General features: G+C 64.6%; 5 protein-coding genes. All 5 read left to right on the top strand.

The features are described 5' to 3' along the window. Positions 1-147 precede the first annotated feature (147 nt). Genes ACAD63_RS13020 through ACAD63_RS13000 form a run of 5 tightly spaced genes read left to right on the top strand, consistent with a single transcriptional unit; the run spans position 148 to position 12,625 of the window. Positions 148-7,104 carry a tandem-95 repeat protein gene (locus ACAD63_RS13020; RefSeq protein WP_434032788.1) on the top strand — a complete coding sequence of 2,319 codons (6,957 nt, stop codon included), beginning with the start codon at positions 148-150 and terminating at the stop codon, positions 7,102-7,104. 35 nt (positions 7,105-7,139) lie between these two features. Next, positions 7,140-9,425 (top strand): peptidase domain-containing ABC transporter, encoded by a 2,286-nt coding sequence (locus tag ACAD63_RS13015; protein WP_434033988.1) that lies wholly within the window; start codon positions 7,140-7,142, stop codon positions 9,423-9,425. Beyond that, positions 9,418-10,752, top strand: a complete 1,335-nt coding sequence (locus ACAD63_RS13010) for an HlyD family type I secretion periplasmic adaptor subunit (RefSeq protein WP_135705205.1) — start codon at positions 9,418-9,420, stop codon at positions 10,750-10,752. The genes ACAD63_RS13015 and ACAD63_RS13010 overlap by 8 nt, the downstream gene beginning before the upstream one ends. Then, entirely contained in the window at positions 10,752-12,173 is a 1,422-nt protein-coding gene (locus ACAD63_RS13005) for a TolC family outer membrane protein (protein WP_434032787.1), read from the top strand. The genes ACAD63_RS13010 and ACAD63_RS13005 overlap by 1 nt, the downstream gene beginning before the upstream one ends. Further along, the gene (locus ACAD63_RS13000; RefSeq protein ID WP_135705207.1) at positions 12,170-12,625 is read left to right on the top strand and encodes a toxin-activating lysine-acyltransferase; all 456 of its coding nucleotides are present in this window, start codon (positions 12,170-12,172) and stop codon (positions 12,623-12,625) included. Before ACAD63_RS13005 ends, ACAD63_RS13000 begins: the two co-directional genes overlap by 4 nt. The last annotated feature ends 10 nt before the right edge of the window (positions 12,626-12,635 follow it).

The following is a 12,635-nucleotide window of genomic DNA, read 5'->3' as shown; positions in this document are numbered from 1 at the left end:
GATACGCTACACGAGCAGACAAAGGGGGGAACTCAACCTGTTAGTAGGGATATCAATAGTAATGAGGTTTGGGGTTTTCACAGCAAAGTTTTCGAGAAGAATGGTCTCCCTCCCGAAGCCTGGACGCTTGATGCCCCATTCCGAGTAATGGAAAAGATGGGCGGCCCGGCCAAAGTGGAGCAGTTCTGGAATATGCTGCGCGACACGGGCGGTGCCTACGGGGACGCATTAGCAGCGAACCTCTACACGCTCGGGGTCATGTATGGGGCATCAGCGTCGCCTGATCCCTCCATCCGCGCCATGGCCAAGGACTGGCTGGATAAGGCCCCCGGCGTGACATCGGGAAAAGAGCTTCAGAATCTTCTCGACGCTGTCACCCAGTTGGATAAGGTAGGCTTCCTTGATTCGATTGGGGTGGATGCAGTCAATACACTCCAGCAAATCCGCAATGAAGTCGAGGACCAGTTCAAGCAGGTCTTCGACAAGCTGTTCTCGGATGCTACCGGCACAGCCGGTGTCGGCAATGCGCTTGCGGCACTCGGCGGAGACCGTATTCCGCTAGTCGACAATGGCGGCGTTACTTCTGACGGCGCGACACCGACCGAGGAGGCAATTCTTGCCCAGAGACAGGCCTTCGCTGAACGAACAGCGAACTGGCAAAGCGCCATCGAGCGTCTCTACGGCAAGGACGTTTCCCTTTACACCCTGGATGACGGCACGCGGGTTCTGGTCGATGGACAGCAGAAGGTGTTCGCCACGGTATCCATCGATGGCAGCGATGTTCGCCTGACTGGACTCCATGGTGAGGTAGTCTCGGTTCAGGCGGATGGCCGTCTTAACGTAGCCGCCCCAACGGCAGATGGCTTGTCACCCGGTGAAATCTCCGCGACACCGGAGACGCCACCCACTGTTACGCCGGCACCGGAGTCACCAGTCACCGCCACTGCGGTGCTCGGCAGCGTGCAAAGCATGCTGTCGCTGGTTCAGGCCATCGAGTCCGGCGACACGGCGGCCATTGCGGCAGCCAGCGCCGCCATGCTGGCAAATCTGGACGGGCTGCGCAGCGATGTGCATTTGCTGCCAGATGGCATTGGGGCCGGACTGAACGTACTCGCCGCCGGTCTGAACCTGTTCAACGCCATCCAGGATGGCGACGGCCTGGGTATTGCGGCATCCGGTCTGAACCTGGGTAGCCAGGCAGCGATGCTCTACGCCAACATCCTCAAGGATCAAGGGCTTACCCTGTTCCAGGAAGGGGCTGCTGGGGCGGCCAACCTCTTGGACGTCGCCGGGACAATGGGCCAGGTGGCAGGCGGTCTGGCCCTGGCTGCGAGCATCGTGTCGCTGGTGATGGCAATCGAGGGTGGCAACGGTTATCAGATTGCCAGCGCCACGCTCAGCACTGCTGCGGCAGCGAGCGCCATGGCGGGATACATGGGGTACGCAGCATACTCGTCCTACGCTCCACCGCTGGCTTTCGCCGCAATGGCGGTAGCGATGATTGGCGCGGCTTTTACCGACGACGATATCCCGACGCTCGAGGGCGAGGCGACGGCCGTGTGGAACCCGGATGGCAGCATCCATGTGCTGACCACCGTCGATACCGAGCAAGGCGGGGATACGCCGACCAAGATGCTGCAAAGCCTGGTGGATGCCCTGCAGCAGTCGCTTGCCACACAGGTCGACGCCAATGGCAACCCGCTCTACGCCATCATTCCGCAGCGCCTGCCGACGATTGGCTACGCCTACGATCCGGATAGCTACCTGGGCAATATCGCCAGCGATGGCGGTGGCGCACCCGGCCACCTGTACCTGAAATGGATTGACGAAAGCGGTCAGGCGCAGACGCGCTACTTCGATGGCGCCGGTAGCCGTGGTCAGGAAGGCCAGGCAACGCTGATGCAGGAGTTCCTGGCCCATGCGTTCGAAGCCGTGGTGCCGGCCTGGGAGGCCGAGACGGTGCTCGCCGCCATGAACGAACACGGGGCGCTGACGCCGCCGGGCACGGGCGGCATTGACGAGAACCGGGCGCGTGTCGCGCAACAGTTGCACAATCAGGATTGGCAGAGTCCCGACGCCGCGGCGGGCATGCCCGAGCAGGACGCCGACGGCATCCGCCAGCATTTCACGGCGCTGACGGTCGATCTGAAGCCGGAACTGCCCGCGAGCGTAAGCGCTAGCCGGATCGGCAAGAACGTCGATCTGGATGGCTACATCGAGCAAACCGACTGGATCAACGCCAACCAGGGCATTCTCTCCATCGATGCGAATGGCGACGGGGTTATCGGCCAGAATGAGATTCTGACCAATGACCCCGATGCGGCGGCCGCCCATGCCCGCAACAGCCTGCAGTGGCTGGACATCAACCACGACGGCAGGCTGGACGCCTCCGACCCGGCCTTTGCCGCGCTCGGTATCTGGCTGGACGTGAACCGCAATGGCCAGACGGACAAGGGCGAGTTCGCCTCGTTCCTTGACCGCGGGATCGCCAGCCTGGATTTCACCAGCACGCCACCGGTGCTGCGCGCCGCAGACGGCAGTGTCATGACGGTCACCGAGCAGCACCTGACGGCAGACGTGCGCGGCGACGCCTATCAGGCGGCGTTCGCGGACACGGATGGCGACGGCGACCTGGACGCTTTTGCCGGCATGCTGCACGCGAAGGAAGGCGGCGAGACGGTCCTGAATGCCGTCGTCACGCACGACTACACTGGCGAAGCCGGCCATACCCACGGTGGCGAGGCAGCCGCGGACGCCAGCGGCCAAATGCGCGTCGAGGCAGGCGACACCACGATCCGCAGCGCCAGCGACAAGCAGCATGAGCAGACCCTGGCCGAGGCGGTCATTGCCGCCGACGACATTCGCGTGACCGATGGCGAGGGGCTCACGTCAGGCGAGACCAAGGCCACGAACGTCGACGCCGCCGATGGCCGCCTGACCTCCAAGGGCGATGCCAACAACGGCAAGCCACCGCAACGCACCGAGTCCGTCCGGCCGAACGATGGCCGCGTCACCAGCGCGGCGCCGACGAACCCGACGGATGCCTATGCCGCGATTCGGGACGAGTGGATCAAGAGCGCGGACAGCCCGTTCGCTGGCGCCGGCGCACTGGTCGGCGTGGGCATCGGCATGGTGGCCGGCGTCACGGGAGCCGAGGCTGCGGGCGGCGCTGAGCCGGGCGCTCCGCTGGCCGTCGATGCGAGCGGCAACAACACTGTCAGCCGCGTGCCCGGCACGACCGATGCAACGGATGCATCGCCGGCCCCGGCCACGCCGCCCCTGTTCGTGGCGCCGCCGGTGGATTCACTGCCACCGAGCCGCCGCCCCGCCAGTTCCGGCCCGGCTGAAGTCCTGACGGTGGAAGTGGCGCCGAGCCGGATCGAGACGGTGGCGCACGACGACACTCAGGACGGGGCCAAGTCCGGTACGGCGAGCACCAGTCCGCTGCCGGAGCGGATCATAGCCGGCCCCAACGGCGAGGACGTGCGTCTGGCCCCGCCCGACGTGTTGGATGAGCGCGTGGGCGGGGTCGAGGACACCCGCTATGCCTTCGACGCCTTGGTACTGCTGGCGAACGACACCACCCGGAATGCCACCACCCAGCCGCTGCGCCTGGTCGAGGTATTCGGCGCCGAGCATGGCAAGGTCGCCATCGTGATCCAGGCAGACGGCAGCCAGCGCGTGGTGTTCACGCCCGACTCCGACTACTGGGGACCGACGCTGTTCCGTTACGTGGTCGAGGACCAGTACGGCCTGCAATCGCTGGGCCGCGTCTATCTGGACGTTGCCCCGGTCAATGATGTGCCGGTCACGGCGGGCGAGAACGTGGCGATGGACGAGGACGTAGGCATTCTGCTCTCGTCCGCACAACTGCTGGCCAATGATTTCGATGTGGATACGCCGACGGTCGGCGATGTGCTGAGCATCCTGCGCGTCTCGCATGCCCAGCATGGGCTGGTCAGGCTCGATGCCGATGGCAATGTGCGCTTCCTGCCAGACCGCGACTACTTCGGCCCGGCCAGCTTCGTCTATTGGGTCTCCGACGGCAATGGCGGCCTGACGCCGGCCACTGTCAACCTGGAGATTCGCCCGGTCAATGACGCCCCGGTGGTCGCCGGCGAGACCATTGCCACCGACGAGGACACAGTCCTGCTGATCGAGCAGGCAACGCTGCTGGCAAACGAGACCGACGTGGACAACCCGCACTCGAACCTGACGGTCTTCTCAGTGCGCAATGGCCAGCACGGCACGGTCGAGCTGATGCCGGACGGGCAAATACGCTTCGTCCCCGAGCAGGACTTCTACGGCACGGCCACCTTCTTCTACACGGTCTACGACGGCGCGGGTGGTTACACCGAGGCCATGGCGACGGTCGACCTGGCGCCGGTCAACGACGCGCCCATTGTGACCGGCGAACAGTTCAGCGGCAACGAAGACGAGGCGCCCACCTTCACGGCGGCCAGCCTGCTGGCCAATGACCGCGACGTGGACGATGCGCAACCCTCCCTCACGCTGGTGGCGGTCGGCAACGCCCAGCACGGCGAGGTGCGGCTGAATGCGGACGGCTCGGTCAGCTTCATCCCGGAAGCCGACTACTTCGGGCCGGCCAGCTTCAAGTACACCGTCTCGGACCCCCACGGCGCCACCACCACCGCGCGCGTCGATATCGACCTGGCGCCGGTCAACGACGCGCCGCGCCTGCGCGACGACGTGATCGCCGGCACGGAGGACATGGCGCTGACCATCGAGGCGGCGGCACTGCTGGCCAACGATTCGGACGTGGACGATCCACACGAGGCGCTGACGATCACCCGTGTCAACGGTGCCACGCATGGCACGGTATCGCTGAATTCGGACGGCACCATCCGCTTCGTGCCGGACCAAGATTTCTTTGGCGATGCGACCTTCACCTATGAGGTGAGCGATGCCGCCGGAGCGACTTCGACCGCGACCGCTACCATCCACGTGGTGCCGGTCAACGACGCCCCGATTGCCAACGACAACATTGTCGACGGCCGCAAGGGCGTGGCCATCACCATGACGGCGGCGGCGCTGCTGGCCGATGACTTCGACATCGATAACCCGCACGCGGACCTGCGTATCGTGGGCGTGTCCGATGCCGAACACGGCACGGTACGCCTGAACGCGGACGGTTCGGTCACGTTCCTGCCCGAGCCAGGCTATGGCGGCTATCCCGGCGCGCAGGGCCACTTCACCTACACGATTGCCGACGGCGCCGGCGGCTTCGCCACGGCGACCACAACGGTCAACCTGGAGAAAATCAACACCACGCCGGTCGCCGTGGATGATGGCTTCTCGGGCTACGAAGACACGCCGTTCATCATCAACACCGCACAGTTCCTCAGCAATGACTCGGACCCGGATGGTGATGCACTGACGGTCACGCAAGTGGCCAACGCCCAGCACGGTACGGTCGAGATCCAGTCCGACGGCCAGGTACGCTTCACCCCGAACACCGATTTCTATGGGCAGGCGTCGTTCCAGTACCTGGTCACCGACCCGTACGGCGGCCAGACCTGGGCGACGGCTTACCTGAATGTGGCGTCGGTCAACGATGCCCCTGTGATCGAGGCCATCGAGTACGGCCGGCCGGTTTTCGGCTATTACTACGGCCCGGCGCCGCAAATTGGCACAGAAGCCCCCGTCGACGGCGGCGGGCCAATCTGGGCTGCCTACGATGAAAACCACGAGCGGGCCACGAACTACTTCCAGCCGCTCTACGATGAGGGGCTGGCCAGGTCCCTGTCCGCGCAAGGCCAGTTGTACGACGCCGGCGGGGCGCGCTACACGCCGGCCCAGTACCAGAATGGCATGCTCAAGCCGCTCGAACTGAGTCAGGTCGACAGCGTCATGCAACTGAATTCCGGCGGGGTCGACATGCCGGTCTATGTTGGGCCTGCCGATGACCCCGCGCGGCAGATGGGCCGCATCGTCGCCTATGACCCGGACGGCAATTCGGCAGCCATCGTCATATCGATTGCTCAAGGACCGCAGCATGGGCATGCGTACGGCAATGCATACGTCGACACCTTTACGCCTGACTATCAAGGCCACCCCTGGCTGGCCCAGCATCTGATCGACAGCCCCAACTATTGGCAATACCTCAGCCATCGCGGTGACCCCTACAACGGCGCGGACAATTTCACCATCCGCATCCAGGATGCCCAGGGAGCCGTCACCGATGTGGTTGTCAACGCCACGCACAAGGGCACCAACGCCAGCGGCGGTTTCACCCCGATCGTGCTGGATCTGAAAGGCAACGGGACAGAGTTGATCGCAGCCGACCAGTCCAACGTCAAGGCGGACGTCAACCACGATGGCCAGACCGAGCAGATCGGCTGGGCTGCGGCGACCGATGGCGTGCTGGGCTTCGATGCCGACGGCGACGGCAGGATTTCCGTCGAGGAGACCCGGCTGACCAATTTCGCACCTGGCGCCAAGACCGATGTGGAGGCGCTGGCTGCCTTCGACAGCAACCACGACGGCAGGATCACCAACGAGGACGCCGCCTGGAGCCAGTTCAAGGTGGTGGTGGACGCGGACGGCAATGGTGACTTCACCCAGGCCGAGCACAAATCTCTGGACGAGGCCGGCATTGCCTCGATTGGCCTGGATCGCAAGGGCGAAGCGCACCTCGACCACGGCAACGTGGTATTCGGCACCGTCGATGTGACGCACACCGACGGCAGCAAGAGCGAAGCTGCCGACGTCATGTTCGCGGGCAAGGACGTGCCGCTGCCCAGCTTCGCGCTGTACCTGGAGGAGATCCATGCAGGCATCGTGCCGGAGGCGCAGACAGATGACGCGGCGTTCACTGCCGACGTGGTGGCGCAAGCCGCGCTGGCTGAGACGCCCCTCGTGCAACCAGATTCCGAGGCATCGCCGCCACCGGGTTGGGCCAGCGAGGCTGCCTTGTGCCGGGCGCTACTGCTGTTCACGCAAGGGAGCAATACCGCACCGCCGCGCGAGGGGCAGCAGTTCGGCTATGTACCGCCGCACGAGCCCACGCCGGAGGAAATCATTGCCAGCGCCGCTCAAGCGGGCTTGAACGACCTCTCTATGGGGGCCAGCTACCAGAGCTGATCCCGCTTCATTCTCATTGCATCAACCAGGCCGGCATGGCGCATCGCGCCTATGCCGCAGGGAGCGCTTTTTTGTCCAACAATACCGTTTCCTCCTCTGCGGCCCCTCAGTCCGCCTCAACGCCAGCGCGCAACACGCGGGCCGTCGCCTTCTTCGCAAGACTGCAAGAGGTGGCCGCAGGAGCCCGGATCGAGCAGCAATGGCGTGAGTTTGGCGAGGGCGTCGAAGGCGCCGCCCAATCCATCGATCATGCGCTGCGCGAATTGCAATTCGAGACCCACACACATCGTGGTACGGTCGCGCAACTGGCGAAGACGACGCTGCCGGTGATCGCTCTGGACCGGTCCGGCCTCGCCGTGGTGGTGGGCAATGCGCAAGGGGACCACCTGATGATCCAGCGTGCGGGGGATGACAAGCCCGATCTGGTCAAGATGGGGGACTTTGCCCGCGAGTTCTCCGGCACCTGGGTCAGCGGCATCCTCAGCACCGAAGCGGTGGTGGCCAGGATTGATCCGACAAGCCATAAATTTGGCTTCGCCTGGTTCTGGCATGCCCTGTCGAAGTACAAGGCCGAGATGGCGCAGGTACTGCTGGCGACCTTCTTCGTGCAGATTTTCGCACTGATGACGCCGCTGGCCTTTCAGGTGGTGATCGACAAGGTACTCACCCATCGCAGCCAGGCCACGCTCGTCGTCATGCTGATCGCGCTGGCCGGCGTGGCCGTCTTCGAGATGGTGCTGTCTGGCGCGCGGCAATACCTGTTCTCGCATACGACCAACCGGGTGGACGTGGAACTGGGGGCACGGCTCTTCGCGCACCTGATGCGCCTGCCGATGTCGTTCTTCAACAGCCGAAATTCGGGCGAGATCATCGCCCGCGTACGCGAGCTCGAGTCGGCGCGCAACTTCCTGACCGGGCAGGCGCTGACCGCGTGGCTGGACCTGCTGTTCGCCGTGGTCTACCTGGCGGTGATGTTCTACTACAGCCCGCTGCTGACCTTCATCGTACTGGCGTTCCTGCCGATCTTCTTTGGCGCGTCGTATCTGGTCAGCCCGCTGCTGCGCAAGAAGCTGGAAGACAAGTTCGCCCTCGGTGCGGAGAACCAGAGCTTCCTGGCCGAAACCCTGGGCGCCATGGAAACCCTCAAGGGCCAGGCCGTCGAGTCAAGCTGGCGACGCCTCTGGGAAAAGCGCCTGGCCCGCTATGTGACCTCGGCCTTCGAGTCGGGGCATACCGCCAACTGGACCAACCTTGTGATCCAGACTGCCAGCAAGCTGCTGACCGTCATTCTGCTTGGCGTCGGCGCCATGCAGGTCATCGACGGCAACCTGACCGTCGGGGGGCTGATCGCCTTCAACATGCTGTCGGGCCGGGTCAACGCGCCGATTCTCAAGCTGTCGTCCTTGTGGCAGGAGTTCACGCAGATGCGTGTCTCGGTCAAGCGCCTGGCGGAGATCATGGATGCGCAGCCCGAAGCCGCCACTGCAGGCGGTGACAGGCGTGCGCCCATCGTTGGCGAAGTCACGTTTGACAACGTGAGCTTCCAGTATCACGAGAACGGTCCAACCGTCCTGTCCGATGTGAGCTTCAGGGTAAAAGCCGGCGAGATCATTGGCGTGGTGGGCATATCCGGGGCGGGCAAGACCACCCTCATGCGTCTGCTCCAGCGTCTCTATACGCCGCAGTCCGGGCGGGTGCTGGTGGATGGCATCGATCTGGCCTCGGCTGACCCGCAGTGGCTGCGCTCGCAGGTTGGCGTGGTGGCGCAGGACGCGGCGCTCTTCAACCTGACGGCGCAAGAGAACATTGCGCTTGGCCAGCCCAGCCTGACTTTCGAAGAAGTGATGGCCGTTGCGCAGTTGGCCGGGGCACACGAATTCATCAACTTGCTGCCGCAAGGCTACGGCACGGTGATCGGCGAGCGCGGCTGCCTGCTGTCGGGCGGCCAGCGCTCCCGCATTGCCATTGCGCGGGCGCTTGCCACCGATCCGCGCATCCTGCTGCTGGACGAGGCCACTGCCAGCCTCGATTACGAATCCGAACAGGTGATTCACAACAACCTGCGCCAGATTTGCAAGGGCCGCACCGTGTTCATTGCGGCTCACCGCCTGACGACGCTGCGCATGGCCGACCGCATCCTGGTGCTGGAGAACGGCAAGCTGGTCGAATCCGGCCATCACACAACCCTGATCGACAAGCCTGGGCGCTACCGCTCGCTCTTTGAAGCGTCGCGGGCGCTGGAAGCGCTCAGCAAGCCATCCCCTTCCCTCAACCACAAAGCCGCGCAGGCGTTGCCCGACGCCGGAGAGTTCCATGTCTGACAACCAGCTCGCACCGAACCCGGTGCTGGACGATTTCGAGCGCGCCGCCAGCGGCGTGCGTAACCGCCGTCCGGCGGGAAAGGCCGGCAAGATTTCCCTGATGGTTTGCGGCATGGCCGCCATCGCGCTGGCCTACGCCGTGTTCGCCAGGATGGACGTGGTCGTGTCCGCACAAGGCAAGATCATCCCCTCGGGCAAGTCCAAGGTGGTACAGCCACTCGAAGCCGGCGTCGTGCGCCAGATCTATGTGCGCGATGGCCAGAAGGTCAAGGCCGGCGATGTCCTGATCGAACTGGACCCGACCACGACTGCGGCTGACCGAGATCGCCTGCAGCGCGACCACTGGGAAGCTGAGGCGGAGGTGCAGCGGCTGACAGCGCTGCTGGATGGCAAGGCCACCATGCGGCCAATAGAGGGGCTGCCGGACGATATCGCCCGCACGCAGCGGGCGCTGCTCACCAGCGCCCTGGCCGAGCACCGCGCCAAGATGGCGGCGCTTGATGCTGAGATCGCGCGCAAACGTGCCGACCGCGACGGCGCCGCCGCCAGCCTCGAGCAGATCCGGGAAAGCCTGCCGCTGGTCACGAAGAAGAATGACATGCGCGAGGAGCTGGTCAAGACCGGTCATATTGCCGAGACGGGCCTGATCGAGACGCGGCTCGAACTGATCAATCTCAAGAAGGAGCTGGCCCTGCAGACCAACCGGTTGGCGGAAGCCGGTGCAGGTCTGAACGCGGCCCATCAACAGCGGGCGCAGGCAGTGGCCGAGTTCACGGCCCGCCATTCTGCCGAGCTGGCGGAACAAAGCCGCAAGGCGGCGACCGCCGAGCTGGAACTGGTCAAGGCCCGGCAGCGCCGGGACCTGCAGATCCTTCGGGCGCCCATTGATGGCGTGGTCCAGCAGCTGGCGGTCACGACCGTCGGCGGCGTGGTCACCCAGGCGCAGCCGGTCGCCACCGTGGTGCCCGAGAATACAGCTCTGGAGGTCGATGCCCAGGTCCAAAATAAGGACATCGGCTACGTGAAGCCCGGGCAGCGGGTTATCACCAAGGTTGAAACGTTCGATTTCACCCGCTTCGGCTACATCGAGGGCCAGGTGCAGTGGGTCGGCACCGATGCCGTCAACGACCAGAAGCTCGGGCCCATCTACCCGGTGCGCATCCGGCTGGCGGAACAGGCCACGCCAAATTCGGTCAACGGCCGCAAGGGCACGCTCACGCCCGGCATGAGCGTAACGGCGGACATCCGGGTCGATGAGCGCCGCATGATCTCCTACTTCCTGTCGCCGCTGCTGCGCTACAAGGACGAGGCCCTGCGGGAGCGGTAATGGTACGAATTTCCCACATTGCCACCGCCGCCATGGCCGTGCTGGCGGGCATGGCCATGCCGCATGGCCACGCCATCGATCTGGTGGCGGCTTACCGCCTTGCCCAAAGTGGCGATCCGACTTTTGAGGCGGCCCGCTATGCGTTGGAAGCTGGGCGCGAGAAGCTGCCGCAGGCTCGGGCCGGCGTGCTGCCGACCGTCAACCTGAATGGCAACGGCGGCCGCCAGAACGGGCAAGCGAGTTTTGCCGGCAGCCCCTATCAAGACCGGAACGTCAATAGCTGGGCGTGGAACCTGCAGCTGTCGCAGCCAGTCGTGCGCGTCGCCAGCTGGATCGGCGTCGCGCAAGCTGGCGCGCAGGTCGAACAGGCCGAGGCCCAGTTTGCGCAGGCCGAGAGCGACCTGCTCCTGCGCACGGCTCAGGCGTACTTTGACGTGCTGACCGCACGCGACAGCGTAACGGTCGCCAAGGCGCAGCTGCGTGCGGTGGAGCAGCAGCGTGTGCTGGCCAAGCGCCGCTACGACGTGGGCGAGGCAACCATCACCGACGTGTACGAGGCGCAGTCCCGGCATGATCTTGGCCGGTCTCAACTGGTGCAGGCGCTGAACGATCAGGAATCCCGGCAGGCAGAACTGGAAAAGCTGATTGGGGCACTGCCCGACCCGCTGGCTGGCCTCCGGGCCAATGTAAGCCTGCCCGCACCCGAGCCGGCAGACGTTGGCGCGTGGATGGGCAACGCGCGCGAGAACAACCCTGCGGTGCGCACGCAGTTGGCTGCGGTGGAAGTGGCCGAGAAGGAAGTGTCAAAGAACCGGGCGGCCCACCTGCCGACGCTCGATTTCACCGCCGGCTATGGCCGGAACTACACGTCGGGGTCCATGACCTCGCCGGCCGACATCGAGAATCGGGTCAAATCCGGCACCATCGGCCTGCAGCTGACCATTCCCATCTACCAGGGCGGCGCGGTCAATTCCCGGGTGTCGGAAGCCATTGCCAACCAATACAAGAGCCGCGCGGAACTGGAGGCGGCGCGGCGCCAGGCGGCCACGCTGGCGCGGCAGGCCTTCGGCGGCGTTACCAGCGGCCTGTCGCAGTTGGCGGCGCTGACCTCGGCGGTCACCTCGAGCCTGGATGCAGTGAATGCCAACAAGATCGGCTACCGAATCGGCACGCGCGTCAATATCGACGTGCTCAATGCCGAGCAGCAGCTTTTCGCCGCACAGCGCGACCTGGCCAAGGCGCGCTACGACACCATCCTGCAGGGGCTACGCCTGAAATCGGCCGCTGGCACGCTGGCAGAAGGCGACGTCATTGCCGTCAATGCCTTGCTGACCGAGGATGCCAGTCAAACCACACCCGCGGTGCCGGCCATGCCAGCCGCATCGAACGCCACCCAATCACCGCAAGTGAGAACCCAATGACAACCCCTACGAACACCGAGCAACTGGCAAAGTTCGCCGCCGAGCAGGCTCAGCGCGTCATCAAGAAGATCCCCCTGCTGGGGCCTGTCTCCTGGCTGATGATGAACAATCCATCGACTCGGCATGCCTTCTTCGCCGACCTGGAATGGCGTGTCATGCCGCCGCTCGTGCTGGAGCAGGCCAAGCTCTACATGAAGGGCGACATGCCTACCGCGTTCGTGACATGGGCTTACCTGTCCGAGACAGTGGTAGAGCGATTTGTCAGGCCGCCATTCCACCTCGCCCCCGGCGACTGGAAATCGGGCGACAAGGTGATCCTGATCGACTTGATCGCGCCCTATGGCGGTGCTGCTGAGGTGGTGGCCGATCTGAAACAGACCGCGCTGGCGGGAAAGGTGATTCATCAGGTAGCCCCAGAGACGGCTTCCTCGATGAACGTCATCACGCTGTAATTGCCTGTGT

It is taken from the genome of Cupriavidus sp. a3, from assembly GCF_051015765.1.
GTDB classification, from domain to species: Bacteria; Pseudomonadota; Gammaproteobacteria; order Burkholderiales; family Burkholderiaceae; genus Cupriavidus; species Cupriavidus oxalaticus_A.
This window is presented reverse-complemented; position numbering and strand designations above follow the sequence as displayed.

What these genes read in the sequence shown, in the direction of transcription:
- ACAD63_RS13015 (WP_434033988.1), top strand. Translation starts at nt 7,140, where the DNA reads ATGGCGCATCGCGCCTATGCCGCAGGGAGCGCTTTTTTGTCCAACAAT.
- ACAD63_RS13010 (WP_135705205.1), top strand. Translation starts at nt 9,418, where the DNA reads ATGTCTGACAACCAGCTCGCACCGAACCCGGTGCTGGACGATTTCGAG.
- ACAD63_RS13005 (WP_434032787.1), top strand. Translation starts at nt 10,752, where the DNA reads ATGGTACGAATTTCCCACATTGCCACCGCCGCCATGGCCGTGCTGGCG.
- ACAD63_RS13000 (WP_135705207.1), top strand. Translation starts at nt 12,170, where the DNA reads ATGACAACCCCTACGAACACCGAGCAACTGGCAAAGTTCGCCGCCGAG.
- ACAD63_RS13020 (WP_434032788.1), top strand. Translation starts at nt 148, where the DNA reads ATGGAAAAGATGGGCGGCCCGGCCAAAGTGGAGCAGTTCTGGAATATG.